The organism is Plantactinospora sp. CA-294935 (genome assembly GCF_050936445.1).
In the GTDB taxonomy this organism is placed as follows: domain Bacteria; phylum Actinomycetota; class Actinomycetes; order Mycobacteriales; family Micromonosporaceae; genus Plantactinospora.
This window is the reverse complement of record NZ_JBNJMU010000001.1, coordinates 2,674,772-2,700,227: the sequence shown is the minus strand read 5'-3', so window position 1 is coordinate 2,700,227 and position 25,456 is coordinate 2,674,772. Positions and strand designations below refer to the sequence as shown.

Below are 25,456 nucleotides of genomic sequence, written 5' to 3'. Positions count from 1 at the left end.
GCGGCCATGCGGACTGGCCCGAAAGGGACAAGCCTGGGCGCACCTACGGGAGCCGGAGCCGCTACAGCGGCCAGGTCGCCAGCCGGTCGTACGTCGGCCGGGGGCCGAGATGGCTGCGTACCAGCACCAGCTCGGTCGCCGGCCAGGACGGCCCCAGATATCCGTCGAGGGTACGCAGGTCCTCGTCGAGGCTCTCCCGGTCCAGCCGGTCACCGGGGCGGGCCAGGGTGAGGTGCGGTCGCAACGGCCGGAAGTCGAACGGGAGCCTGGACCGGCGCAACTCCCGCCGGACCGTCGCGGCCAGCCGGCGCAGCGCGTCGACCTCGCCGAGCAGCCCGACCCAGAGCACCGTGAACCGCCCCCGCCCGAACCGCCCACCGCCGCCGAGCTGGAGCCGGGGCGCCGTCCGCCCGGCCTCCGGTTCGACGCGCCCGGCGGCCGCGCGTCGGCGCCGGACCGGCGGGTGCCGCCACAGCTCGACGGCCCGGGAGAGCGCCTCCTCCACTGTGTGCAGCCGGTCGTCCGGCACCTCGCCGAGGAACGCGACGGTCACGTGCAGGCTCGACCGGGCGGTCAGCCGTACGTTGGTCCCGGCGTCGGCCGCCGCGCCGATCCGGAGCCGGTGCGTCTGCGCGACGATGTCGTCCAGCGCCTCCGGCGGCGGATAGACGGCCACGAAGAGTCGCATCTCAGCGCCGCTTCCGGCAGCGGGTCGCCGACCGGCGGGTCAACCGCTGCCCTGGCGCGGCCCGGCGTGCGGGGACGGCAGGATCAGGCCGGCGGCCTGTAACTCGCCCTCGACGCGTACCCGCTCGATCTCCAGGTCGACGCCGTCGAGATCGCCGAGGTGCTCGGCCACGCCCAGGCACCGGCTGGCCAGGCGCAGCCGGTCGTCGTACGCCTCCAGCACCGCGTCCTGCCAGAGCCGGGAGCGTCCGGCGATGCTCAGCCGCTGGTCGCCCAGCCGGCGCAGGTCGGCGGCGATCCGCTCGATCGCCGGGTGGTCCACCCGGTCGAACTCGGTGAGGTCGACCTCGCGGGCGAGCGCGTCCACTTCGAACGACCGGTCGAGGCGGTCTATCACCCGACGCGACCGGCGACTGTCCCGGTGGCCGGCGAACCAGCAGGCGAGCCGGTCGATCAGCTCGTCGGCGCAGATCAGCGCGGCCACGGCGACCGGCAGGCAGGCTACGGCGAGCAGGGCCAGCGGCAGCGCGAAAGCATGCACGATGGCCACATCCTCCGACGCTAACCGGCGGCAACCCGGCCCGCCACCGGTTTTGCCATCAACGAATATTGAACCTTTGTCGACCTCCCTTGCGGTCCGCCGTGACCGAAGCTGGTCGACCTCCCTTTGCGGTCCGCCGTGACCGAAGCGGAGAGTCAAGGCGCCGCGCTGTTCAGGTGGAGAAGGTTCTCATCGGGTCGCCGGGGCGAGCGCCAGGCGCAGCCGCTCGATCGCCGCCCGGTCGCCGGCCCAACTGACGGCGTGGTCGGCCGAGCGCCGCCAGAGCCAGAGCAGCAACCGCTCCGGACTCGCGCTGATGGTCGCCGCCGGCCCGACCTCGGCCGGCGGGCCGTCTCCCGCCCCGGAGGCCCTGCCGCCGGCCGCGCCGGCCGGCTTCCGGACCGGTGCCGCGTCCGGCCGGCCGTTCTGCACCGGCACCGCCGCTCCGGCCCGGGCGACCGATGCCCGGTCGGACGCGACCGTCGCACCGTCCGGGCCGAGCCGGACCAGCCAGCTCGCCGGCCCGGCGGTGGCCAGGACCTGGATCGCGGGATCGGGGAGTACGTCGGTGAAGTCCTCGGGCCACCGCCGCGTGCCGTATCCCAGGAGGATCCGCAACAGCTCGTCGATGCCGTCGGCGGCGAGGTCGGCGGGGATCTCCGCGACGGGCTGGGCGGTCGCCAGCTCCGCGTCCACCCGGTGGATGACCGTCTCCTGCGCCATCCGCCGCAGCCAGAAGCCGACGGTCTGGTCCGGGTCGTACCAGGTGGGTGCGAGCGCGGCCGGATCCCGGCTGTCGAACTCGGCACGCAGCGCGAGGCAGGCCCGGTCGAGCAGCGCCAACGGCTCCTCCGCGGACAGCTCCGGCGGCCACGACGGCGGGATCCGCCCGGTCCGCATGCACTCCACCTTGTGCAGGTAGACCACCGCGACGTGCCGGACCAGGTCGGCGACGGTCCAGTCCGGACAGCTCGGCACGGCCGCGCCCAGATCGGCGGACGCGACCTGCCGCAGCCGGGCCTGGTCGGCGGCCAGGCACTCCAGTAGTCGCACACGCAGCATGAGGTCAGCTAACCAGAGGGGTCCGACGCCCGCAGGGTGCCGCGCCACCGACGCCCGACAGTCGACGGCGTGGCCCCGGCGTGCCGGACACCTCCGCCGGGTGCCTCACATGTCGGCCGGATGCACCACGTAGAAGCGGGGCAACGGGAGGATGCGCAGCCGGAGCCGGGTACCGGTGCGGTGCAACTGCCAGATCAGCGCCGTACCGGCGGTGGCCAGCGAGATCAGGCCGCCGATCCAGATGCTGGCGCCGGCGCCGAAGCGCTCGGCGATCCAGCCGATGATCGGCGCGCCGACCGGGTTGGTGCCGAGGAACACCAGTACCCAGAGCGACATCACCCGGCCCCGGAACGCCGCGTCGACACCGAGCTGCACCCGCTGGTTGGACGCCTGGGCGAAGAAGACCATGAAGAACCCGGTCAGCGGCAGCAACGCCACCACCAGCCAGTACGTCGGGGCGAGCCCGACCAGGGTGCCGCAGGCGCCGGTCGCCACGGCGGCGCCCAGCACCACCCAGACCGACGGCCGGCTGCGCCGGCCGCTGCCGGCCAGCGCCCCGGCCAGGGCGCCCACCGCGAGCGCGGTGGTGAACAGGCCGAACGAGGCGGCCCCGGTGTTGAAGGTGGTCTTGGCCAGCGCCGAGAGGGTGAGCTGGAAGTTGAACAGGGCCAGCCCCATCACCGACATCAGCACCATCGGCAGCACCAGGTCGGACCGGCGGGCGACGTACCGGAGTCCGTCGATCACCCGGGCGGAGCCGCGCTCGGCGAGCGGCGGCAACTCGTCGCGGTGCAGCTCGGCCGAGCGCATCAGCACCACGAAGACCACCGGGGCGATCGAACTCAACGCGCTGACCAGGAAGACCGGGCCGACGTCGAAGAGCGCGATCGCCACGCCGGCCACCGCCGGGCCGATGATCCGGGCCGAGTTGAAGGTGGCGGCGGAGAGCGCCAGCGCGTTGGGCAGCAGCGGGGTGCCGACGAGTTCGGAGACGAAGGACTGGCGTACCGGGGTCTCGACCGCGTTCGCCACCCCGAGCAGGCCGGCGAAGACGAAGACGTGCCAGAGCTGCACGACACCGGTGATCACCAGCACGCTCATGCCGAGCGCCAGGAGGCTCCAGGTGCAGTTGGCGACGAACAGGAGTACGCGCTTGTCGTACCGGTCGGCGAGGCGGCCGGAGAGCAGGGTGAGCAGGAGTACCGGGGTGAACTGAAGGGCGATGACCACGCCGAGCGCGGAGGCCGAGTTGTCCGAGAGATCCAGGACGAGCCAGTCCTGTGTGGTGAACATCATCCACACGCCGATCAGCTTGATGAACTGACCGGTGGCGAAGAGCCGGTAGTTGCGAACCGTCAGGGACTGGAAGGTGGTGCTCAGCTTTGCCCGCACTCGGGGTGCGCCTCCTCGGGTCGTACGCGTCATCCCGACCTCCGGCCTCGACATTGCGGCCGGAAGGTCCTAGCGGACGAAGCGGACCCGGTCCTCAGCGGCGGTCAGTCGCGCGCCACCTTCTGCAGGATCTCCGCGGCACGCTGGAGCGCGTCGCGGTCCTCCGGGGTCAGCTCGGCGAGCCGGCCGGCCAGCCACTCGTTGCGGGCCCGGTCGAACTGGGCCAGCATCGCGCGGCCGGTGTCGGTGGCCGAGAGGATGACCTGTCGGCCGTCGGTCGGATGGGGGGTGCGCTGCACGAGGCCGCGCTCCTCCAGCTTCGCGACGATCTTGGTCATCGTCGGCGGCTGGACCCGTTCGGTGTCGGCCAGCTCGCGGGGCGTCAGCGCACCGGCCAGCTCCAGGCTGGTCAGGGCGGAGAGCTGGGTCCCCGTGAGGTCGCCGACCGGCCGGGTCTGCCGTACCCGTCGGTTGAGTCTGGTGATCGCGTCGCGCAGCAACGTCGCAAGCTGCGCCGGTGGCATGCGCTTCGCCATCACCGTCCACTCCGTCACGGTCGTTAGCCTAACTAATAAGCTAGGCTAACGACCACCGATTATGACCACTGTCACCGAGACCCGGCGCCGTGCTGTTCCAGAGGCTAGAACAGCACGGTCTCGATCGGGCCGCGCAGGAAGTAGACCACGAAGAGCGCGGCCACCCCGTAGAGCAGCGGGTGCACCTCCCGGGCCTTGCCCCGGGCCAGCTTGACCAGCACGAAGGTGATCACGCCGGCCCCGATGCCGTTCGAGATCGAGTAGGTGAACGGCATCAGCACGATGGTGAGGAACGCCGGGATGGCGATCTCGTAGTCGTTCCAGTCGATGGTCCGCACCGCGGTCATCATCAGGAACCCGACGATCACCAGCGCCACGGAGGCGGCCTCGAAGGGCACCACCACGACCAGCGGGGCCAGGAACATCGCCAGCAGGAACAACCCGCCGGTGACCAGGTTGGCCGCCCCGGTCCGGGCGCCCTCCGCGACCCCGGCGGCACTCTCGATGTACGACGTGTTGCTCGACGTACTCGCCGCACCGCCGGCCGCCGCGGCCACCGAGTCCACCAGCAGGATCTCCCGGGTACGCGGCGGCATCTTCTGCTCGTCGAGCAGCCCGCCCTCCTGACCGACCGCCACCATCGTGCCCATGGTGTCGAAGAAGTCCGTGATCAGCAGCGTGAAGACGAACATCAGCGCGACCAGTACGCCGGCCCGCTGCCAGGAGCCGAGCAGGTCGAAGTGACCCAGCAGGGAAAGGTCCGGGGTGTCCACCACCCGCTCCGGCAACGCCGGCACGTTCAGCGACCAGCCGGCCGGATTGGGCTTCCCGTCCAGCACCGACGGGCCGACCTTGGCGATCGCCTCCACCACGATCGCCAGCACGGTCGAGGTGAGGATGCCGATCAGGATCGCGCCCTTGACCCGACGTACCACCAGCACCAGCGTGACCAGCAGCCCGAGTACGAAGACCAGCGCCGGCCAGGTGACCAGCTTGCCGCCGATGCCGAGCCCGACCGGCACGGTGGTGTTGGCGGCGTCCGGGATCCGCCGGACGAACCCGGCGTCGACCAGCCCGATGATCGTCAGGAACAGCCCGATGCCCACCCCGATCGCGGTCTTGAGCTGGGTCGGCACCGCCCGGAACACGGCGGTGCGCAGCCCGGTCAGCACCAGGACGGCGATGATCAGACCCTCGATCACCACCAGGCCCATCGCGTCGGCCCAGGTCATCTGCGGGGCGATCTCGAACGCCACCAGCGCGTTGACGCCGAGCCCGGCGGCCAGGGCCAGCGGGAACCGGCCGACCACACCCATCAGGATCGTCATCACCCCGGCCACCAGGGCGGTCGCGGCGGCCAGCGCCGGGATGGCCAGCCTGGCGCCGTCGGAGTCGACCGCGTTGCCCAGGATCAGCGGGTTGAGCACCACGATGTAGGCCATCGTGAAGAACGTGGCGAGCCCACCGCGCACCTCCCGGCCCAGCGTCGAGCCGCGCGCCGTGATCTCGAAGTACCGGTCGAAGGCGTTACCGGCGCCGGACCGGCCGGCCGGCTTCGTCGGGGCGTTGTCCATCGGATCCTCGCAGGGGGTGTACGAGAGTGATCGGGGCATCGTTGATCGGGGCATCGTCCCAGATCACGGGTTACCGGCAAAGTCCTTCCCGGTTACCAACCCCCACCAGCACGGCCGTACGCTGGAGCGGTGCCCGACGAGGAGCTGCGGATCGAGCCGCTCGACCCGCCGATGGTCCCGTTCGCCGTCGCCGGGATCGTGCTCTGGGCGGTCGTCGGGCTGGTGCTACTGGTCTTCTTCCGGGACTGGCTCGCCGACACCGGCCGCGAGCACTGGCTGTGGACCTGCCTGGCCGGTTTTCTCGCGGGCTTCCCCGGGCTGGCCGTGATGCTCCGGCACGACGCCAACCGCCGTCGCCGTCGGGCCGGCGGTTGACGGAGCCCCGGTCGCGGGAGTCCTCGGTCAGCCGTGCCCGTACGGCTCCGGAGGCTCGGCGGCCTCGACCGAGCCGGGTGCCCGGCTGACCGCGACCGCCTCGACCTCACTGTCGTCGTAGATGGTCGGCAACTCGTCGACCGGCGTCTCGGCCGACTCGACCAGCGTCTCGGAGTGGGCTCCACAGCCGTGGTCGGCGCTGACCGCCCGGCCGTCGTCCGGCGCGAAGAAGTTTCCGCAGACGCCGAAGGACTGGCGCAGCGCGCCGGCCAGCGGGAGGTAGAAGCCACAGGTACCGCAGCGGGCGGCACGCGGGGCGGCGACCGCGATCGGCGCGCTCGGCCCGTGATCGCCGTCGTACCACCGCTGGGCGGTCTCGATCCGGCCCTCCCGGGACATCACCCGGGGCCGCCCGAGGCCCAGTTCCCAGGCCGTCTCCTCCACCGCCGGATCGTCCGAGAGCAGGTAGCCGGGGGCGAGCCGTTCGTCGTCCGGCGGGGTGGGCAGCAGGTCACCGACCCCGAGGTCGCCCGGCTGGAGCCGCTCCTGCCAGGGCAGCCAGCTCGGCGCCAGCAACGCGTCCGGGCCGGGCAGCAGGAACGTCTCGCAGATCGTGACGTGCCGGCTGCGGGGCACCCGGGTCACCGTCACCGCCCACTGCCAGCCCTGGTAGCCGGCCATCTTGCACTCGAAGAGATGCGTCACGAGGCGGTCGCCCTCGGCGATCGCCCCCTGGTGGTCGCCGACGTCGGCCGGGTCGACCTCGGTTATGCCCTCCCGCGCCACGTCGACGGCACTGGCGCAGACCTGGTCGAGACGGACGGCTCTGGCCGTGGTGCTCCTGGTCACTCACCCATTCTTGCCTATCCTTGACGGCGGGTCGGCGGCACTCCCCGGCACTTTTCACCGCAGAGATATCTCGGCACAGATCCGACGGTCGTCGACCGGATGGGCGAGGATGATGTTCATGCCGCTGTTCACCCGCTCTGGGCGATCGGTCCCCGGGCGTGTCGTCGGTACGGCGATCCGGGCCGTGAGGCTGCTCTTCCGGGGTTCGCTCGGCAGCGCCCGCTGGACGACCCGCCGGGTCGCCCGGGTACGCGCCAAGGGCGCCGGCGGCGAGACCGGGATGGTCCGGCTCTTCGACCTGCACGCCGCCTCGTGTGCCGGCGACACGCTGATCACGATCGGCCTGGCCGGGACGATCTTCTTCAACGCCCCGCTGGGCGAGGCGCGGAGCAAGGTCGCGCTCTACCTGTTGATCACCATGGTGCCGTTCGCGCTGCTCGCCCCGGTGGTGGGGCCGCTGCTCGACCACTTCCGGCACGGGCGCCGCTACGCCCTGGCCGCCACCATGCTCGGGCGGGCCTTCCTGGCCTGGCTGATCTCGGACTACATCCACGGCTTCGGCCTCTATCCGGCCGCCTTCGGCGTACTGGCGCTGTCCCGGGCGTACGGGGTGGCCCGGTCGGCGGCGGTACCCCGGCTGCTGCCGGAGGGGATCGGACTCTCCCAGGCCGGCGCCCGGGCCAGCGTGTACGGGTCGATCGCCGGCGGCCTGGTCCTGCCGATCGGATTGGCCGCGTTCTGGTTCGGTCCACAGTGGCCGCTCCGGGTCGCCTCGGTGATCTTCCTGGTCGGCATGGTGATCGCGTTGCGCCTGCCACCCCGGGCCGACTCCGACCCGCCGGAGACGGTGCCGAGGGCCTTCCAGGCGCTTCGCCCCGGCCGGAACGGGCGGGAACGGGCACTCAGCCGCAGCGGCCCCGGCGGCCGGCTGGTGATCAGTGCCCTGGTCGGCAGCGCCGTCCTGCGCGGCGTCTACGGCTTCCTGCTGCTCTTCCTCGCCTTCGCGATCAAGGCCGGCGACCTGGACACCGAACTCTTCGGCCGCCAGCACGGCGCGGAGATCGCGCTCGGGGCGGTCGGCGCCGCCCTCGGCATCGGCACGTTCCTGGCCACCGCCCTCGGTACCCGGCTGCGCATCCACCGCCCGGTCGCGCTCCAGGCCGCCGGCCTGGTGCTGGTGACCGGGGTCGGGGTACTGGCCACACTCCGGTTCTCCCTGCTGCTGGTCGCCCTGCTCTGCCTGGTCACCGCCGTGACCAGCGGCATCGCGAAGCTGGCCGTCGACGCCTCGATCCAGGAACGGGTCCCGGAGCGGCTCCGGGCCACCGGGTTCGCGCACTCCGAGACGGTGTTGATGCTGGCCTTCGTGGCCGGCGGCGGGCTCGGTCTGGTACCGCTGGACGGCCGGCTCGGGGTCGGCCTGCTCACCGGCCTCGCCGCCGTCGGTACCGTCTGGGCGTTCGTCGTCGCCACCCGGCTGCGCGGCGAGCGGCTGTCCGGGCGGGCGATGGCCGAGGGCGAAGGCCCCGGCGACCGGCGATCCGGCGAGGACCCGGCGCCCACCGGCGACGACCCGGCGCCCACCTCCCCGGCCCCCGTGTCCCACCGCCGGGAAGGCGACGAGCCGGCCGGCGACGCAACGGCGGAGAGCGACGAGGACTCGCAGCTCGCGCCCCCCGGCTACCACATCTACCGGCCGTCGTCCGCGGTACCCGGCTCCGGGCCGGGCGAGGAGGGCTCGCGCCGGGAAACCCGGGGGAAGTAGTGGGCGACGCGATACTCGTGGTCACGGCCGTCGCGGCCGAGGCCGAGGCGGTACGTGCCGGCCTGAGCGCCGACGCGGTCACCGTCGAGCCGGTGGGGGTTGGTCCGGCCGCGGCCGCCGCCGGCACCGCCCGGCTGATCGCGCTGGCCGAGGCGGCCGGGAGACCGTACCGGGGAGTACTCAGCGCCGGCATCGGCGGCGGCTTCCCCGGCCGGGCTCCGGTCGGCGGGATCGTGGTCGCGACCCGCACCGTCGCGGCCGACCTCGGCGCCGAATCGCCGGACGGTTTCCTCACCCTCGACGAGCTGGGTTTCGGCACCACCACCCTGCCTGCCGACCCGGCCCTGCTGGAGGTGCTCCGGTCCGGGCTGCCGCAGGCGGTCACCGGCGCGGTCCTCACCCTGAACACCGTGACCGGCACCACCGCGACCACCGCCGCCCTGCTGGCCCGGCACCCGGACGCGGTCGCCGAGGCGATGGAGGGGTACGGGGTGGCGACAGCCGCCGTCACCGCCGGACTCCCCTTCGCCGAGCTGCGTACGATCTCCAACCCGATCGGGCCCCGGGACCGCTCCGGGTGGCGGATCGGCGACGCCTTCGCCGCCCTGACCGCCGCCTTCGCCACGGTCGGCCCGAAGCTCTGAGCCGATTGCCGTCCCGGGCTGGACGGTGCGCCGAGGCTCCCCGTCAGTCAGGGCGGTGCAGGGTCAGCCGCACCGGCCGGCTCGGCTCGGGCCGAAACCCGCAGCGGACCAGGAACTCCACGCCGTCGAACTCCGTGATGGCCTGGGCCACCCGGATCCCGGTCCGATCCATCTCGGTCAGCAGTTCGGTGACAAGTCGACGCCCGATGCCCAGCCCCCGGCACTCCGCGACGACCACTACCCCGTCCAGCACCACCTCCCGGTCAGGCTCGGCCAGGGAGCAGAGCTCGACCGGATGCCGCCCGCGCAGGTGCGCCCGCAGCTCACCGACCAGCCCGCCGTCGGGCAACTCGGCGACCCACTGCCAGCCAGCGGGCGGGAGGCCCGCGGTCACCGCACGCAGCCGCACCCGACGGCGTACCTCCTCGCGCCAGCGTCGCCGGTCACGCCGATCCCGGCACAGGTCGAAAGTCGCCTCCGGCACCCTGAGCGGCCACCGCTCGGGCGGCAGCGTGTACCAGTGCGCCCACCAGGCTCCCGGCCAGTCCTTCGGCCCGTACACCTCCCGCACGTCGAGGTGGGCGGGATAGCGCCGGCCACCCTGGTCGCGGCGGTGCTCGTGCGGATGCGGAGGCAGGCCGTCCAGCCCGAACGCGCCCCCGGCGGCCAGCACCAGCCGCTCGACCGTGCGGAACTTGGGATCACGAGCCCGTCCCGCCTCGATCCGCGAGATGGTGCTCTTCGGCACACCCGCCAGGACCGCCAGCTCACGCTGGCTGAGATCGGCCTGCCGGCGGAGCCTCCGGAGCAGCCCGCCCAGGTCGACCGGGTCACCCTGCCCCGTCATGGGCACCGATGATTCCGGCCCCCGGACGAGTCCGCCAGCCCGCATCCTCGGCCTGTGGATAACGGCGTCAGGCTGTGGATAACCTCCCTGACAGCGGTGTGATCCGGACTCAGGCGCGGACCAGAAACTCCGCCGACGTAGCCTGACGAAGGCTGCCACGCTGCAGTGCTGTGTCGTCCGCAGACTGTCGAGCTGCCCCGCCTGTGCACCCTGGTGCCCGGATCGGACCTGGCCGTGGTGGTGCTGGGGTCTGTGGTGGTGCTTTGAGTCTGTTGCCGCGCCGACCACCGCTGATTCCACCGAGCACCACCCGCCCCGTCTGTGCACCCAGCTCGACAGTCTGCACACCGACCACCCACCACGACCCCACACCCCACCGCCCCGCTTACGCACCCAGCTCGACACTCCCCACACCGACCACCCACCACGACCCCACACCCCACCGCCCCGCTTACGCACCCAGCTCGACAGCCTCCGGGCGAGGGTGCTCAGGGGTTGCGGCGGACGTGAGCTAGTCAACCGGTCGCGGACGGCGGGATGGCGACGGAAGCGGCCGGGGTTAGCGTGGACCCGTGGCGCTCTCCCTGGCGATCTCGCCCTGTCCCAACGACACCTTCGTGTTCCACGCCCTGGTGCACGGGCTGGTGCCCGGCGCCCCGGCGGTCGACGTGACCTACGCCGACGTGGACGTCACCAACACCGCCGCCGAACGCGGGGCGTACGACCTGGTCAAGGTGAGTTACGCGGCGTTGCCCTGGCTGCTCGACGACTACCACCTGCTGCCCTGCGGCGGGGCGTTGGGCCGGGGCTGCGGACCGCTGGTGCTGACCCGCGACGACCGGGCCGGCAACGCCGACCTGACCGGGGCGACCGTGGCGGTGCCCGGCGACCGGACCACGGCGTACCTGCTGTTCCGGCTCTGGTCGGCGCAGCGGCCTCCGGCGCGGATCGAGGTGGTCCCGTTCCACGAGATCATGCCGGGCGTGGCGGCCGGCCGGTACGACGCCGGGCTGGTCATCCACGAGGCGCGGTTCACGTACCCCCGGCACGGGTTGACCGCCCTGGTCGACCTCGGCGAGTGGTGGGAGGCCGACACCGGCCTGCCGATCCCGCTCGGCGCGATCCTGGCCCGCAGGGGTGCCGTCGACCCGGCCGAGGCGACCGGCTGGATCCGCGACTCGGTACGCCGGGCCTGGGCCGACCCGGCCGGCACGGACGACTACGTGCTCGCGCACGCCCAGGAGATGGAGCGCGACGTGGTCGACCGGCACATCGCGCTCTACGTCAACGAGTTCACCGCCGAGCTGGGCGCCGAGGGCCAGGCCGCGGTCGACGCCCTGCTCGGCCGCGCGTCGGCCGCCGGGCTGACTCCTCAGATCTCCAGTTCGCGGGCGACCGCGTGGACGAGCTGAGCCACCGTCTGCGCGGTCTTCCGGTCGGGGAACCGGCCCCGGCGCAGGTCCGGCTGGACCTTCGCCTCCAGTACCTTGATCATGTCTTCGACCAGGCCGTGCAGCTCCTCCGCCGGCCGGCGGCGAAGCTCCGCCATGGACGGTGGCGCGTCCAGCAGCTTCACCCCGAGCGCCTGTGCGCCCCGGCGGCTGTCCACGACGCCGAACTCGACCCGCTGGCCGCCCTTCAGGTCGGTGACACCAGCCGGCAGCGCGCCCTTCGGCAGGAACACGTCGCCACCCTCGTCACTGGTGACGAACCCGTATCCCTTGGCCGCGTCGTACCACTTCACTCGACCCGTCGGCACCTGAAGACCTCGACTCCCCTGATGAGATTGCTGTCCTCACAAGGCTAGCCGCATCAACCGCCGAAGCGCCTGCGGGAATCCGGTAAGGTCCGCGAGCACCAGGTCGGCGCCGGCCGCCCGTAGCTCGTCGCCGCCGTGCGAGCCGGTGGTGACACCGAGTCCGGGGATGCCGGCGGTCCGCGCGGCCAGCATGTCCGCGACGTGGTCACCGACGTAGAGTTCCGCGCCGTGCGTGGTCAGCGCGGTCGCCTTCTCCGCCGCGAAGAGTTCACCGACCAGCTCGTCGACCCGCATGCCGAGGTGTTCCAGGTGCAGCCGGGCCAGCGGGCCGTACTTGCCGGTGACCACCACCACCCGCAGGCCCACCGCCCGTACCTCGGCCAGCGCCTCGGCGGCGCCGGGCAGCGGCTGGGACATCGTGATCGCGTACTCGGGATAGAGCGACCGGTAGAGCTCGACGGCCTCCTCCAGCCGCTCCGCCGGAAACCAGTTCCGCATTTCGGTGCGGAGCGGCGGGCCGAGCCGGGAGACCACGGCGTCGGCGTCGACGTACACCCCGGTGGCGGCGGTGAGCGCCCGGTAGGCGGCGGCGATCCCGGGCCGGGTGTCGATCAGGGTCATGTCGAGGTCGAACCCGACCGCTGGGGCAGTCACGCCGCCATGATCGCACGGCCGGCGGAAACCACCACCGGTTCCGCTGGGCGACCGACGCGCACGACCGGCGCCTGGCCGGATAGCGTGGAAAGACGATGACCACACTCGCCGACCATCTGCGGGCGCTGCCCGACGAGGCGCTGGCCGCCCTGTTCCGGCTGCGTCCGGACCTCGTCGTGCCGGTACCGACCGATCTGTCCGCCCTGGCGGTCCGCGCCCAGTCCCGGGTGTCGGTGGCCCGGGCCCTGGACGGGCTCGACGAGTTCACCCTGCGGATCCTGGACGCGGCCCGGCTCAGCCGTGACACAGATCATGGCGAGACCTCCACGGAGACGATCCTCACCCTGGCCGCCGGGACCGGCCGCCGGGTGGACCGGGCCGGGGTCCGGTCGGCCGTCGACCGGCTCCGGGCGCTCTTCCTGCTGTTCGGGCCGGAGGAGTCCCTGCGGATCGTGCCGGGCGTGGACGAGGTCTGCTCGCCGTACCCGGCGGGGCTGGGCCGGCCAGCGGCGGAGCTGGACCCGGAGACGGCGGCGCTGGTCGCGGACCCGGCCCGACTGCGCCGGACCCTGCTGGCCGCGCCGCCGCCGGCCCGGGCGATCCTGGACCGGCTCGCCGCCGGGCCCCCGGTGGGCACGCTGCCGGCCGCCGCACCGCCCGGCGGGGGCGCCGCCGCACCGGTCTCCTGGCTGGTCGACAACCGCCTGCTGGTGCCGGTCACCGAGCCCAGCGGCCTGGCCGGCAAGCCGACCGCCGTCGAACTGCCCCGGGAGATCGGCCTGCTGCTGCGCCGCGAGTCCGGCCCGCTCGGCCCGCTCCGTCCCACCCCGCCGACGGTGGCCGGGGCGGCCCGGGAACCGAAGGCCGCCGACTCCGCCGGGGCCGGCCAGGCGATGGAGGCGGTACGGCATACCGAGGCGCTGCTCGAACAGCTCGCCACCGAACCCGCCCCAGTGCTCCGCTCCGGTGGGCTCGGGGTACGCGACCTGCGCCGGCTGGCCCGGGCCAGCGGGCTGGACGAGTCGACCGCCGCGCTGCTGCTGGAGGTGGCGTACGCGGCGGGCCTGCTCGGCGAACTGGACCTGCCCGGTGCCACCACCCGCAACGGCGCGGACCAGCAGATGCTGCCGGCCGCCGGCTACGAGGGCTGGCGGGACGGCTCGCTGGCACACCGCTGGGAGCACCTGGCCCGGGCCTGGCTCACCATGACCCGCCAGGTGGGGCTGGTCGGCCAGCGCGACGACCGGGACCGGCCGATCACCGTACTCTCCGCCGAGGCGGAGCGGGCCGGGGTGCCGGCGGTGCGCCGGGACGTCCTGGGCGTACTCGGTGACCTCGAACCCGGGGCGGCGCCGAGCGTCGACGAGGTGGTCGACCTGCTCGCCTGGCGCTCACCCCGGCGCAGCCTGGGCCGGGAGGCCGGGCAGCGGGAGGTACTGGCCGAGGCGGCGCTGCTCGGCGTCACCGGGCTCGGCGCGCTCACCACGTACGGCCGGCTGCTGCTGGCGCAGTGGACCGCCGGGGAAACCCGGCCCGGCGAGCCCGGCGACGATCCGCTCGGCGTGCGGCCGGACGCGGACGGTGCGGCCGGGGGCGGTTCCGCCGCGGTACGGGCCCTGGACGCGCTGCTGCCGGCGCCGGTCGACCACTTCCTGGTGCAGGCCGACCTGACCGTGGTGGTGCCGGGGCCGCCGGAGCCGACCGTCGCGGCCGAACTGGCGACGGTGGCCGAGCACGAGTCGGCCGGCGGGGCCAGCGTCTACCGGGTCACCGGGGCGAGCGTGCGCCGGGCGCTGGACGCCGGGTACGCGGCCGAGGACCTGCACACGCTCTTCACCCGCCGGTCCCGGACGCCGGTACCGCAGGGGCTGACGTACCTGATCGACGACGTGGCCCGCAAGCACGGCGGGCTCCGGGTCGGCTCGGCCGGGGCGTACCTGCGCAGTGACGACGAGGCGCTGCTGACCGAGGTACTCGCCGACCGCCGGCTCGCCCCGATGTCGCTGCGCCGGCTGGCGCCGACCGTACTCACCACCCCGCACCTGGTGGGGCGGCTGCTCGCCGCGCTGCGCGAGGCCGGGTACGCGCCGGTCTCCGAGGACGCCACCGGCGCGACGGTGCTGACCCGGCCGAAGGTACGCCGGGCGCCGGCCCGGGGCTCGGTCGCCAGCCGGGTCGCCGATCCACTGGTCACGCCGAGGCTGAGCGCACCCCGGCTGCTCGGCATCGTGGAGCAGATCCGCCGGGGTGACGCCGCGGCCCGGGCGGCCCGCCGGGCGCCGAGCACGGTCCGGGGCGCCGGGCAGCCGGGCGGGGCCGGTCCGGGGATGCCGACCACGCACGCGCACACCCAGGCGCTGGCCGTACTCCAGCAGGCGGTCCGGGACAAGGCGCTGGTCTGGGTGGGGTACGTGGACGCGCACGGCGCGACCGCGTCCCGGCTGGTCCGGCCGGTCTCGATCGGCGCCGGCTACCTGCGCGCCGAGGACGAGCGCACCGAGATGCTGCACACCTTCGCGCTGCACCGGATCACGGCGGCGGTGCTGGACGAGTGACCCGTCCGGGGTGACTCAGTCGCGGCGGTGCTGCCGGACCGAGCCGACCACGGAGACGATCAGCAGCAGGGTGAAGGCGGCGCCGAGCCCCTCGCCGAGCGAGTCGACGAGGCCCTGTTGCTGCACCAGCCAGCCGAAGAGCACCCAGCTTGCCAGCAACACCGCCACGGTGGCGTACGCCAGCACGGTGGCCCGGGAGACGGGCGCCGGGACGGGTGGAGGAGGGGCGGCCGGGGGGTCTGTTTCGGACCTCACCTCACCGTCGACCGTCATCTGTGAACCTCCCACCACGCGGCCTGCCCGAGAGTCCAGACTCGCATCTGGCCGGCAGTTATGACAGGTTCACCGACGCCAAGTCGCGTCAGGTGCCGGGGCGGCGGCCCATCACGTGCACCCGGGTCCCCACCTTGCCGAGTTGCCACATCCGGCGGGCGTCACCCGGCAGCAGGTTGACGCAGCCGTGCGAGCCGATCGCCTTGTTGTGCAGGTACGTCGTCGTCTCGTGGAAGCCGATCCCGCCGACGAAGCGCTGCCAGTACGGCAGCCACACCTCGTACGGGTTCGACCACTCCTTCGTGTTCCGGAAGTTGATGCTGTAGGTGCCGGCCGGCGTGGCGTACCCCGACATGCCGGTGCGGGTGACGGTGGGCGCCATCACCACCGTCCTGCCGCGCATCGCCCAGACGGTTTGCAGGGTCAGGTCGACGCAGAAGGTCGTACCGCTGCCGGTCCTGCACCTGCCGGTGTCGGTGCTGGCCAGCCGCCGGGCCACGTCGGCGGTGGTCGGGCCGGCCCGGCCCTCGGCCGGCCGGATGTCGTAGCGCCGCTGGAACTTCTTGATGGCGGCGCAGTCGGCGGCCGACTGCCGGCCGTCGACGGTGACCGTGCCGAATCCGCCCAGCCGGGCCAGGTGGCCCTCGACCTCGCGCTGCCGCTCCCCCTGCGGGCAGCCGGCCGGCGGCTTCGGCGAGCCGCTGCGGGCCGGCTTCTTCGTCGGCGCCTTCGTGCTCGGCGACTTCGTCGGCGTGGGCTTGCCCCGGGTGGTACGCGGGCTGGGGGTGACTGCTCCCTGATCCGGCGCGGGCGGCGCGCTCGCCCCCGTTGCGTCCTCCGCCCCGACCGGCGTGAGCCCCCCGGCGGCTCCCGACTGGTCCGACTGCGGATCAAACGCGCACGCACCGGCGCCGAACAGGGCGACTGCCACTAGAGTGATCAGACCGGTGCCGAGACGCGTCAGTACCATCTGCCCTCCCCAGAAGCCGTCGACAGCTAGACGCACGGGAGTACTGCTTCGGTTGCGCCAGGTGAAGAATTTTTCCGGTTCGTTATCCATCGTGCAAGACTGGAGGGTCGGCGCGTGGGACGCCCGACCTGGAACGGGAGGGCGTGCAGCGTGAGCGGCGGACCACTGATCGTGCAGTCGGACAAGACCCTGCTGCTGGAGGTCGACCACCCGGACGCGCTGGCCTGCCGGATGGCGATCGCGCCCTTCGCCGAGCTGGAGCGCTCGCCGGAGCACGTGCACACCTACCGGCTGACCCCGCTGGGCCTGTGGAACGCCCGGGCGGCCGGGCACGATGCCGAGGGCGTGGTCGACGCGCTGCTGCGGTTCTCCCGCTATCCGGTGCCGCACGCGCTGCTGGTCGACGTCGCCGAGACGATGGACCGGTACGGCCGGCTGCAACTCGTCGCGCACCCCACGCACGGCCTGGTGCTGCGGGCCGTCGACCGGATGGTGCTGATCGAGGTCGCCAAGAGCAAGAAGCTTGCCGGCATGCTCGGCGCGAAGGTGGACGACGACACCATGATCGTGCACCCGTCCGAGCGGGGCCGGCTCAAGCAGGCACTGCTCAAGCTCGGCTGGCCGGCCGAGGACCTGGCCGGCTACGTGGACGGCGAGGCACACCCGATCGAGCTGGCCACCGAGGGCACCGACGGCAAGCCGGCCTGGGAGCTGCGGTCGTACCAGCGGGAGGCGGTGCAGACCTTCTGGGCCGGCGGCTCGGGCGTGGTGGTGCTGCCCTGCGGCGCCGGCAAGACCCTGGTCGGGGCTGCCGCGATGGCCGAGGCGAAAGCGACCACGCTGATCCTGGTCACCAATACCGTGGCCGGCCGGCAGTGGAAGCGGGAACTGATCGCCCGCACCTCGCTGACCGAGGAGGAAATCGGGGAATACTCCGGCGAGCGCAAGGAGATCCGGGCGGTCACCATCGCGACGTACCAGGTGCTGACCGCGCGGCGCGGCGGTGCCTTCACCCACCTGGACCTGTTCGGTGCCCGGGACTGGGGTCTGGTGATCTACGACGAGGTGCACCTGCTGCCGGCGCCGATCTTCCGGTTCACCGCCGACCTCCAGGCCCGGCGGCGGCTCGGCCTGACCGCCACCCTGGTCCGGGAGGACGGCCGGGAGGGCGACGTCTTCTCGCTGATCGGCCCGAAGCGGTACGACGCGCCGTGGAAGGACATCGAGGCGCAGGGCTGGATCGCCCCGGCCGACTGCACCGAGGTACGCGTCACGCTGACCGACGCCGAGCGGATGGCGTACGCGGTCGCCGAGCCGGAGGAGCGCTACCGGGTGGCGGCGACCGCCCGCACCAAGCTCCCGGTGGTGAAGGCCCTGGTCGACCGGCACTCCTCCGACCAGGTGCTGGTGATCGGCGGCTACATCGACCAGCTCCACGAGCTGGGCGAGGCGCTGGACGCGCCGATCGTGCAGGGCTCGACCACCAACAAGGAACGCGAACGGCTCTTCGACGCGTTCCGGGCCGGTGAGGTCTCCACCCTGGTCATCTCCAAGGTCGGCAACTTCTCCATCGACCTGCCCGAGGCGGCGGTGGCGATCCAGGTCTCCGGCACCTTCGGGTCGCGGCAGGAGGAGGCGCAGCGGCTCGGCCGGGTACTCCGGCCGAAGGCGGACCGGCGGCAGGCGCACTTCTACACGGTGGTCTCCCGGGACACCATCGACACCGAGTACGCCGCGCACCGGCAGCGCTTCCTCGCCGAGCAGGGGTACGCGTACACGATCGTCGACGCCGACGACGTACTCGGCCCGCCGCTGCCCAGCGTGGAGTGAGCTGTCTCCCGCTCAGCAGAAATCCACATGCTGTCTTATCGACGTTCGTCGCCTTGAGGGCTGCCATCAGCGCCAGGACACATGTTCTGAACTTGCTACGTTCGGTTATCGCATAGCGGAGGTACGCACCCGGATCGCGGCAGAACCGGACGCTGCCGAATATCCTCGCCAGCAGACGCGAACCGTCCGCGTGGACACGCATCGTCGTGAAGGGCAGATAACGGCACATGGCCGATTTGGTGAAGGATCTCCTGTGGTCAGGGATCGAAGATTTCACAGGACTCTGGGATGCCGCCTTCATGGTGCAAGCCGCCGAAAGTCTCCCCTCGCTCGACGTGGCACGCGACACAGCCCGGAGCATCTTGGAGTCTCTGCTGGCAAAAAGCCTTGTCGACCTCTACCAGTTTCGAGGGCTGCCGCAGAACGACGCCGCACCGGTACCGCCGGAATGGCGATCCGGACTGCTGCACGACGACGGGTTCTGGGTGGCACCTGAGGAGGAAGATGACGTCTCCGTTTGGTACGACACCACGGAAAAGGGTTTCGAGTCGTTCTGCGAGCAGTACAACGGAGGCGTTCTCCTGTTCCGCAAGTAGAGGCGACCATGGGTGGTGGGCGGAGTGGACAGCCGGTGACACACCCCGCGCCACCACCAACTGTGAGTGTTACGGCTGCCTCAGCTTGCAGGACGGATGTCGAGGCGAGTGCATGTCCTGTTCAACAGTGCATCAGTCGCTGGGCCGAACGGCAGGGTCAGGCCAACGCAGTAAATGGTGCCGTGGTAATCCCCTGATGAGAGCCATTGGACAGGAGTCGCGGGATTGTTGCCCAGGTTGAAGCTACCGACGGTGCCGCCAAAGCACCGTGTCGGACGCGATGTGTAGGTCAGCCAGATTTGGCGCGGGAGCTGACTAGCATTACACGTCCGCTCATCGATGAGCGGTTCGACGGTCTGCGCAGAGGCGACCGTCGCCGGGGCAGGAGAAGCCTGCGCAGCGGGACTGAATGCGATTGCGGCAACGAGCGCCGCCACCATGGCCAGAGTGGCCGTTACCCGTTTCGGCATTTTGTTACTCCCTTGTTGGGGATCACGACACGTGACGGCCGCCGCCAAGTATCGGCGGTCGTCGGTGCCTCTTGGTTGCGCCTATTGAAGCAGTCAGAAGCTTCAAGGAGGCTTCAGATCAGCTTCACGCGACGATCAGGGATCAGGGCTGAGGCTCAGTTCTGCCAGGCCGCCACGGCCGGGTCCCAGGTGCTTGGTCACATTCACAGCCGTCGAGGCAGCCGGCCATCGGGACGCCGAGTGAGGCTACTCCTGCCGGCCGTTCAGCTGATCGTGTCGCATCAACTTGCCTTTCGCAGTACCTCGGTGCGCTCGTGCTGTGGAAGGAGGCCGCCCATAGGGGAGACCTCGCGCATCTGCACCGAGTCGGTGTCCAACCCGATCATGACCCGGCGGAGTTCAGACGGGTCGCCGTCCTCGATGAGTCGCTGCCAGCGGTCGACGTTGCGCAGGTGGGGATCTCCGCGCACGGTGCCGCGCAGCCGGTCAAGGTTGCGTAGCATGATCGGGCGCCACTGGTCGAGCGTTCTCGGCGTCAGATGCATCGACAGTTGGCGGTGTAGTCGCCAGGATCGTCCGGGCGAACGGCCCAGTTCCTGCTTGACGGGTCGTCGGACGACCTCGGCGCCCGGCGTCGACGGCCAACATCAATAGCGCCAGAAGTGAGCGGCTTCAGGCGGTCTCGCGGGCCAGCCGGACGAAGGCCCGCCAGGCAGCCGGGCCGAACGTGAGCGCCGGCCCCTGCCGGTCCTTGCTGTCCCGGACCAGCACCCGACCGGGGAGGTTGTCGGCCACTTCCACGCAATTGCCGGTGCCGTTGCTGCGCGTCGAGGTCCGCCAGCGTGGCTGAGTGTTCATTTCGCATCCTCTAGCATTTGCAAGATCAGGTCTCGGGTCTGGAGCACGGGAAGTGCCAGCGCGTCGATCTCTTCCCATGCTAGGTCCAGGTGCCCCAGGTCGCCATGGTTGGTCACGGGATGCCCGATCAACTGGTCGTCCAGGTGGCCGAACCGGCGCCCGTCCGGCATGGCCGCGATGCTGAACGGTCCGGACAGCCCGACGTGGATCCCCTCCGCCTCGGCAGGGACGACCCGGATCTTGACATGCGGCCGGTGTCCCGCGTCGACCAGGTAGCCCCACTGCTCTTTCAGGACATCAGCCGGCCCACGGCGCAACGCGATCTCACCGATGATGACGGACAGCGCGACAGGGTTGTCCCGGAGGATCGTGTTCGCCTGGCGCTCACGTCTTGTGGCGATCAGTTCGTCTATCCGGCCGGCATTCCGGGGCACCGCCGAGAAGATCTCGCGCATGTACGCCTCGCATTGCAGCAGCCCCGGTATTACCAGCGGCTCCCAGGTGCGGAGCAGCAGGGCGCGACGCTCATGCTCGACCAACGATCGCAGCCAGGGTTGCCGATCTTTGCGCTCGATCTTGGCGAGTTTGCGGATCTCGTCGCCCGTACCGAAAAACTCGTCCAGGCGCTCCGCCGTGTCGTCCTGCGGAGTCAGCTTTCCGCTCTCGAACTGCTGGATCAGGGACTTCGACACGTGGAGCGCCGCTGCGACTTTCTCCTGTGACAGCTTCCGGCCAACGCGCAGTTGTCGGAGCCGGGATCGCAAATCCCGATGGTCACTCACGATTATCGTCACCTGCCGTTCGCGCGTGTATGCACACTGACCCATCCATGAACGTCTTCCATCTTCCGACCCTTCGGTCGCGCGGTCCAGCATGGATGACAAGCACGGCGATTCGGGCGCGTTCGGCAGAAGGATCGCACCCGACACGGCACGGCGGGTTGCACCGCGCACCGGTCGTCGTGCGGCGTATGGCCCCGCCCGGTCGGCCTCACCAGGCAGAGGGTGAGGCGGGGACGGGATCGGGCGGGGCCTCCGACGGTCCCGGGAGGACTGGAGCCCGGTCCGGCTCGCTGCCATGTCGCGCGGGCCGGGGTGGAGGTAAACCGGTCCCCCGGGTACCGAGGAAACAGGAAAGGCGGACAGCGCATGAGTGAACCTTTTTCAACCTGAACCGCGCGGCGCGCACGCACCGCGTCCGACCTTGCGGTCCGCCGGACCGCAAGGGGAGGTTGAAAATGGTTCAGTGAGACCGAGCTGACGCGGCTCGTCGCCGAGACCATCCGCGCGTCCGGAAACCCGGACATCGTTGCGGCGGTGCCGTTCGGCGGCGACATGGACACGCCCGGCATCCGGATAGCTCACGCGGGCGGCGGCACGACGTACCTGGTCCTCACCCCTCCCGGGCGTAGCGAGGCGACGGCCGACGTGGTGCAGGTCCTCGATTTCGTGGCGGGCCTGCTGCACCGAGCGCAGCGACCGGAGATCCTGCGGGTGGAGACCGTTCTCACGGCCATGGACCACCCTTCCGGACTGCGGGTGACCACGGCGGCCGGAGACGTGCGGGTACTGCGGGTACTACGCACCGAGGCGCGGCCGGTGATCGCCATCCCGATGACCCCGCCACCTCCGCCCCCGACGCGGCGGCGATCCGGAACGCGTTCCCGCGCGCCGGGCGTACCAAATCTGAGGGAGGTGATTGATCAGTACCCGTCGGGGTGGTCGCGCCACCACCGTTCGCGGTCGCGGCGCTCCCGCTCCAACCGCTCCCGCAGCGCGGCGAACTCCCGCTCGCCCTGGGCCGCCAGCTCGGCCCGCTCCTGCTCGGAGGTTTCCGCCCAGCGCTGCGCGAACTGCTCCATCCGGGGGTTGAGCGCCGAGGTGAAGACCGGCGAGGTGGCCACCTCGCGCAGTCCGCGCCGGCCCTCCAGCACGTCGGCCACCAGCCGACGGAACTCCGGGTCGTCGGTGCGTTCGCTGAGAGTCTTCAGCGAGTCGCGCAGGTGGCGGGAGAGCGCCGGGTCGCCCCCGGCGACGTCGAGCAGTGGTTCGTCGTCCTTCGGTGGTCTCATCTGGTACTCCGGCTCAGTCGCGGTGGTGGGAAACGGGCGGTTCGGCCGGCGGCCGTACCGCAGGGTGGTCGTACTCCCTGGACGGCAGGAGCGGCAGGCTGGTGTCGCTCACCTGGCCGAGCAGGCCGGCGACCACCCCGCTGAACGCCTGCACGGCGTTCCAGATGGTGCTGTGCAGGCTCAGAATCTGATTCCACTTCGCGACGGCCTGACTGGCGGTGAACGCGATGCTGGCCCCGCCGAGGATCGGGCCGATGACGGTGGGCGCCGATGCCGCCGTCGCGGCCATCTCGATGCCGATCGCGATCAGCAGATCCACGAGCCCTTCCAACAGACCCTTCAGGGCGCCGGCCGTCTCGTAGACGCTGAACGCCGTCACGTCCAACTGCCAACCGAGCTGGACGAGAACGCTGATCTGGTCCCTGAGCACCTGCCCGACGCCGCTGAAGTACTCGTCGGCGGCGTCCCGGGCGTTGCCCTCCCAGCCGTAGCCGACGGTGGCGACCGCGGAGTTGAGGGCGCCGGCACACGCCTCGTTGAAGGCGGCCAGCGTCTGCACCGCCTTGCCGGCCGTCTGCACCGCCTGCCAGTCGCCGGTGAACTGCTCGGCGGCCCACTGGAAAGGGTTGGTGCCGATGACGAGGTTCATCGCCTCGCCCAGCCAGTACGACGGGCTGATGTACTGGGAAACGCCGAGGTAGTTCTCCAGACTGTCCGGGATCGGGTCCTCGACCTTAGGATCGATCAGTTCGTCCAGCGGATCGGCCATGCCAGGTTGTCCTTTCTCCCCGCCGACGCTCAGTAGGTCCGGTCGAGCTGTTCGGCCGCCGCCGCGTCCGTGGTCTCGTAGTACTGCGCGGCCCGCTCGACCTCCTCGGCGGAGAGTCGCAGGACGTTTTCGAGCTGGGCGTAGGAGAGGTACAACTGGTTCTTGATCCTGGTGACGGCGTCGAACACCGTCTGGAACAGCGGTCCGGACGAGCCGCTGATCTCCAGCCATTTGTCGTTGTACTGCTGTGCGCCCACCGAGTCGTTGACCAGGCCGGTGATCGTGGCGCCGAACTCGCGGATGACCGCCGGATCGGCCTTGAAGGACGACACGTTTCCCCCCGTACAGAGCTGTGCGGCACAATCCCGTCGAGGGTGCCAGGCACCGGCTTCAGATGGGCTTCACCGGCCGCCGGCCACTGGCGTCACCGGACCGGCAGCTCCGGGCCGCCGTCCAGCAGCTCGATCAGCAGGTCGCCGTACTCCTCGATCCGGTCCAGCACCTCGGCGGCGGGAAACTGGCGGACGGCGCCCGGCTCGCCCTCGGCGGCGGCCTCGACCTCGGCCCAGTGCAGCGGGGTGGAGGCGGACGGCACCGGCTGGGCCCGCAGCGAGTACGGCGCCACGGTCGTCTTCGCCGCGTTGTTCTGGCTCCAGTCGATGAAGACCTTGCCGGGGCGGAGCCGCTTAGCCATCTGCGCCGTGACCGACTTCGGCGCCTCCCGGGCCAACTCGTCGGCGACCCGCCGGGCGTACCCGGAGACGGTGTCGGCGGACTGCCGGCCCGAGATCGGGCAGAGTAGCTGCATGCCCTTGCGGCCGGAGGTCTTCGGGTAGCTCTCGACGCCGTCGGCGGCCAGCCGCTCGCGGATCAGCAGAGCGACGCCGCAGCACTCGGCGAGCCCGGCCGGCGCACCCGGGTCGAGATCCATCACCATCAGGTCCGGGTCGGCGTCGACCTTCCACTGTGGGGTGTGCAGCTCCAGGGCGGCGAGGTTGGCCAGCCAGACCAGTGTCGGCAGGTCGTCGCAGACGACGTAGTCCAACTCCTCCCGGTCCTTGGACGAGCCGGGTGACGGCAGCCGCTCCAGGCGTACCCACTCCGGGGTGCTGGCCGGGGCGTTCTTCTCGAAGAAGAACGCGCCGTCGACGCCGTTCGGGTAGCGGATCCGGGTCAGCGGCCGGTTGCGCAGGTGCGGCAGCAACGCCTCGGAGATCCGGGTGTAGTAGTCGATCACCTCACCCTTGGTGAACCCGGACGCCGGATAGAGCACTTTGTCCAGATTGGACAGCTCAAGGCTCCGGCCCTCGACCTCGACCCGTACCCGCTGTTCACGCGCCATCGACGTCCGCCACAGTCTTGTCGGTGCGCAGCCGGCGGATCCGGGGGAACCGCAGCCGGCCGTCCGGCGTGCGCTGGCCGTACTTCACCTCCACCACGATCTGGGGAGTTACCCAGATCGCGCCCCGGGCATCCTCCCGGGGCACCGGGGTCACGAACGGCGAGACGCCGGTGCGCAGCGGCTCCAGCACGGCCAGCAGCTCCCGCTCGATCGCCGCGCCGATGCCGCCGCCGACCCGGCCCCGGTAGACCAGCCCGCCGCCCGGGGCCGGCACTCCGACCAGCAGCCCGCCGATCCGGCGTACGCCGGGCCGCCAGCCGCCGACCACGAAGTCGTCGGTGACCTCCAGTTTCACCTTCACCCAGTCCGGGGACCGGACCCCGGGCCGGTAGACCGCGTCGACCCGTTTCGACACCACGCCCTCCAGCCCGTGCTCGCCGGCCGCCTGGTAGGTCGCCCGGCCGTCTGGGAAGACCGGCGGCACCGCCCAGCGCGGCCCGGCCAGGCCGAGCGCCTCCAGCGCCTCCCGGCGACGCCGGTACGGCCACCCGGTCAGGTCCGTCCCGTCCCGGCGCAACAGGTCGAAGATCATGTACGTCACCGGCAGGCTCGCCGCCAGCCGGGCTGCCCGAGCCGGCTCCCGGACGTGCATCCGCTCGGCGAGCGCGGTGAACGACGGCTGCCCCTGCTCGGTCAGCACCACCACCTCGCCGTCCAGCACCGCTTCGGCCAGCCCTCGTTCGGCGAGCTGGGCGCGGAGCGCGGCAAGCTCCGGATAGGCGGCGGTGATCTGCACTCCGGAGCGGGCGTAGAGCCGCAGCTCGCCGGCGGCGAACTCGGAGACCGCCCGTACCCCGTCCCACTTGAACTCATGCACCCAGCCGGGGCCTGCGGGCAGCTCCCCGGTGACCGCGAGCATCGGCTTGACCGGGGTGCCGGGCACGATCCTCACTCTAGGTCCGCGCCGAAACACTCGCGTCCGGTTCGATCCGGTGCGATCCTGGATCGAACCGGTCGTGCACACCGGCAAGGGCCGG

The 25,456-nt window shown here is 71.7% G+C and carries 27 protein-coding genes; 7 read left to right on the top strand and 20 right to left on the bottom strand.

Going from position 1 to position 25,456, the window contains the following annotated elements; translation table 11 throughout:
• Positions 1 to 61: 61 nt before the first annotated feature.
• The 6 genes from ACQEVC_RS12110 to ACQEVC_RS12085 all read right to left on the bottom strand — a co-directional run bounded on the left by ACQEVC_RS12110 (position 62) and on the right by ACQEVC_RS12085 (position 5,792).
• Positions 62 to 688, bottom strand: coding sequence for a 2'-5' RNA ligase family protein (locus ACQEVC_RS12110; RefSeq protein WP_432876315.1), 627 nt, complete (start codon positions 686 to 688; stop codon positions 62 to 64).
• A gap of 39 nt (positions 689 to 727) precedes the next feature.
• Positions 728 to 1,237, bottom strand: a complete 510-nt coding sequence (locus ACQEVC_RS12105) for a hypothetical protein (RefSeq protein ID WP_432876313.1) — start codon at positions 1,235 to 1,237, stop codon at positions 728 to 730.
• A gap of 180 nt (positions 1,238 to 1,417) precedes the next feature.
• Positions 1,418 to 2,290, bottom strand: coding sequence for a maleylpyruvate isomerase N-terminal domain-containing protein (locus ACQEVC_RS12100; protein WP_432876311.1), 873 nt, complete (start codon positions 2,288 to 2,290; stop codon positions 1,418 to 1,420).
• A gap of 105 nt (positions 2,291 to 2,395) precedes the next feature.
• Positions 2,396 to 3,682 (bottom strand): MFS transporter, encoded by a 1,287-nt coding sequence (locus tag ACQEVC_RS12095; protein ID WP_432876309.1) that lies wholly within the window; start codon positions 3,680 to 3,682, stop codon positions 2,396 to 2,398.
• A gap of 104 nt (positions 3,683 to 3,786) precedes the next feature.
• Positions 3,787 to 4,236 (bottom strand): MarR family winged helix-turn-helix transcriptional regulator, encoded by a 450-nt coding sequence (locus tag ACQEVC_RS12090; RefSeq protein ID WP_318398805.1) that lies wholly within the window; start codon positions 4,234 to 4,236, stop codon positions 3,787 to 3,789.
• 86 nt (positions 4,237 to 4,322) lie between these two features.
• Positions 4,323 to 5,792 carry an NCS2 family permease gene (locus ACQEVC_RS12085; protein WP_432891334.1) on the bottom strand — a complete coding sequence of 490 codons (1,470 nt, stop codon included), beginning with the start codon at positions 5,790 to 5,792 and terminating at the stop codon, positions 4,323 to 4,325.
• A 171-nt stretch (positions 5,793 to 5,963) separates the two neighbouring features.
• Between ACQEVC_RS12085 and ACQEVC_RS12080 the strand changes: the two genes are divergently transcribed.
• Positions 5,964 to 6,167: a DUF2530 domain-containing protein gene (locus tag ACQEVC_RS12080; protein ID WP_432891332.1), complete on the top strand. Its 204-nt coding sequence runs from the start codon at positions 5,964 to 5,966 to the stop codon at positions 6,165 to 6,167.
• Between the two features lie 27 nt (positions 6,168 to 6,194).
• Here ACQEVC_RS12080 and ACQEVC_RS12075 read toward each other — a convergent pair whose 3' ends face one another.
• Positions 6,195 to 7,016, bottom strand: coding sequence for a DUF3027 domain-containing protein (locus ACQEVC_RS12075; protein ID WP_432876307.1), 822 nt, complete (start codon positions 7,014 to 7,016; stop codon positions 6,195 to 6,197).
• A 118-nt stretch (positions 7,017 to 7,134) separates the two neighbouring features.
• Here ACQEVC_RS12075 and ACQEVC_RS12070 point away from each other — a divergent pair, with 118 nt between their 5' ends.
• Positions 7,135 to 8,781 (top strand): MFS transporter, encoded by a 1,647-nt coding sequence (locus ACQEVC_RS12070; protein WP_432876305.1) that lies wholly within the window; start codon positions 7,135 to 7,137, stop codon positions 8,779 to 8,781.
• Positions 8,781 to 9,425 carry a futalosine hydrolase gene (locus tag ACQEVC_RS12065; RefSeq protein ID WP_432876303.1) on the top strand — a complete coding sequence of 215 codons (645 nt, stop codon included), beginning with the start codon at positions 8,781 to 8,783 and terminating at the stop codon, positions 9,423 to 9,425. Before ACQEVC_RS12070 ends, ACQEVC_RS12065 begins: the two co-directional genes overlap by 1 nt.
• Positions 9,426 to 9,468: 43 nt before the next feature.
• Here the strand turns inward: ACQEVC_RS12065 and ACQEVC_RS12060 are convergent, their stop codons facing one another.
• Positions 9,469 to 10,272 carry a GNAT family N-acetyltransferase gene (locus tag ACQEVC_RS12060; RefSeq protein WP_432876300.1) on the bottom strand — a complete coding sequence of 268 codons (804 nt, stop codon included), beginning with the start codon at positions 10,270 to 10,272 and terminating at the stop codon, positions 9,469 to 9,471.
• 572 nt (positions 10,273 to 10,844) lie between these two features.
• Between ACQEVC_RS12060 and ACQEVC_RS12055 the strand changes: the two genes are divergently transcribed.
• Positions 10,845 to 11,684: a 1,4-dihydroxy-6-naphthoate synthase gene (locus tag ACQEVC_RS12055; protein ID WP_432876298.1), complete on the top strand. Its 840-nt coding sequence runs from the start codon at positions 10,845 to 10,847 to the stop codon at positions 11,682 to 11,684.
• Here ACQEVC_RS12055 and ACQEVC_RS12050 read toward each other — a convergent pair.
• Both ACQEVC_RS12050 and ACQEVC_RS12045 read right to left on the bottom strand, forming a co-directional pair.
• A complete protein-coding gene (locus tag ACQEVC_RS12050) occupies positions 11,645 to 12,031 on the bottom strand; it encodes a cold-shock protein (protein WP_101368382.1) in 387 nt (128 codons plus the stop codon). The two genes, ACQEVC_RS12055 and ACQEVC_RS12050, sit on opposite strands and share 40 nt — an antisense overlap.
• 36 nt (positions 12,032 to 12,067) lie before the next feature.
• Positions 12,068 to 12,652, bottom strand: coding sequence for an HAD family hydrolase (locus ACQEVC_RS12045; RefSeq protein WP_432891329.1), 585 nt, complete (start codon positions 12,650 to 12,652; stop codon positions 12,068 to 12,070).
• A 128-nt stretch (positions 12,653 to 12,780) separates the two neighbouring features.
• On the opposite strand from ACQEVC_RS12045, the gene ACQEVC_RS12040 reads away from it, so the two are divergent.
• A complete protein-coding gene (locus ACQEVC_RS12040) occupies positions 12,781 to 15,240 on the top strand; it encodes a helicase-associated domain-containing protein (RefSeq protein WP_432876296.1) in 2,460 nt (819 codons plus the stop codon).
• A 15-nt stretch (positions 15,241 to 15,255) separates the two neighbouring features.
• Here ACQEVC_RS12040 and ACQEVC_RS12035 read toward each other — a convergent pair whose 3' ends face one another.
• Positions 15,256 to 15,513, bottom strand: a complete 258-nt coding sequence (locus tag ACQEVC_RS12035; RefSeq protein WP_432876294.1) for a hypothetical protein — start codon at positions 15,511 to 15,513, stop codon at positions 15,256 to 15,258.
• Positions 15,514 to 15,601: 88 nt separating this feature from the next.
• The gene (locus ACQEVC_RS12030) at positions 15,602 to 16,483 is read right to left on the bottom strand and encodes a L,D-transpeptidase family protein (protein WP_432876292.1); all 882 of its coding nucleotides are present in this window, start codon (positions 16,481 to 16,483) and stop codon (positions 15,602 to 15,604) included.
• A 150-nt stretch (positions 16,484 to 16,633) separates the two neighbouring features.
• Between ACQEVC_RS12030 and ACQEVC_RS12025 the strand changes: the two genes are divergently transcribed.
• Together ACQEVC_RS12025 and ACQEVC_RS12020 are read left to right on the top strand one after the other, a co-directional pair.
• A complete protein-coding gene (locus tag ACQEVC_RS12025; RefSeq protein WP_432876290.1) occupies positions 16,634 to 18,313 on the top strand; it encodes a DNA repair helicase XPB in 1,680 nt (559 codons plus the stop codon).
• Between the two features lie 227 nt (positions 18,314 to 18,540).
• Entirely contained in the window at positions 18,541 to 18,909 is a 369-nt protein-coding gene (locus ACQEVC_RS12020; RefSeq protein ID WP_432876288.1) for a hypothetical protein, read from the top strand.
• 751 nt (positions 18,910 to 19,660) lie between these two features.
• Here the strand turns inward: ACQEVC_RS12020 and ACQEVC_RS12015 are convergent.
• The 8 genes from ACQEVC_RS12015 to ligD (ACQEVC_RS11980) all read right to left on the bottom strand — a co-directional run bounded on the left by ACQEVC_RS12015 (position 19,661) and on the right by ligD (ACQEVC_RS11980) (position 25,362).
• On the bottom strand, positions 19,661 to 19,882 hold the full coding sequence (locus ACQEVC_RS12015; protein WP_432876286.1) for a hypothetical protein: 222 nt from the start codon (positions 19,880 to 19,882) through the stop codon (positions 19,661 to 19,663).
• 169 nt (positions 19,883 to 20,051) lie between these two features.
• Entirely contained in the window at positions 20,052 to 20,237 is a 186-nt protein-coding gene (locus ACQEVC_RS12010) for a DUF397 domain-containing protein (protein WP_432876284.1), read from the bottom strand.
• Positions 20,234 to 21,019, bottom strand: coding sequence for a helix-turn-helix domain-containing protein (locus tag ACQEVC_RS12005; protein WP_432876283.1), 786 nt, complete (start codon positions 21,017 to 21,019; stop codon positions 20,234 to 20,236). Before ACQEVC_RS12005 ends, ACQEVC_RS12010 begins: the two co-directional genes overlap by 4 nt.
• Before the next feature lie 920 nt (positions 21,020 to 21,939).
• Entirely contained in the window at positions 21,940 to 22,308 is a 369-nt protein-coding gene (locus tag ACQEVC_RS12000; protein WP_432876281.1) for a hypothetical protein, read from the bottom strand.
• A 13-nt stretch (positions 22,309 to 22,321) separates the two neighbouring features.
• Positions 22,322 to 23,077: a WXG100 family type VII secretion target gene (locus ACQEVC_RS11995; protein WP_432876279.1), complete on the bottom strand. Its 756-nt coding sequence runs from the start codon at positions 23,075 to 23,077 to the stop codon at positions 22,322 to 22,324.
• 29 nt (positions 23,078 to 23,106) lie between these two features.
• On the bottom strand, positions 23,107 to 23,409 hold the full coding sequence (locus ACQEVC_RS11990) for a type VII secretion target (protein ID WP_432876277.1): 303 nt from the start codon (positions 23,407 to 23,409) through the stop codon (positions 23,107 to 23,109).
• Positions 23,410 to 23,501: 92 nt separating this feature from the next.
• Positions 23,502 to 24,419 carry a non-homologous end-joining DNA ligase gene (ligD, locus tag ACQEVC_RS11985; RefSeq protein WP_432876275.1) on the bottom strand — a complete coding sequence of 306 codons (918 nt, stop codon included), beginning with the start codon at positions 24,417 to 24,419 and terminating at the stop codon, positions 23,502 to 23,504.
• On the bottom strand, positions 24,409 to 25,362 hold the full coding sequence (gene ligD, locus ACQEVC_RS11980; RefSeq protein ID WP_432876273.1) for a non-homologous end-joining DNA ligase: 954 nt from the start codon (positions 25,360 to 25,362) through the stop codon (positions 24,409 to 24,411). Before ligD (ACQEVC_RS11980) ends, ligD (ACQEVC_RS11985) begins: the two co-directional genes overlap by 11 nt.
• Positions 25,363 to 25,456 lie beyond the last annotated feature (94 nt).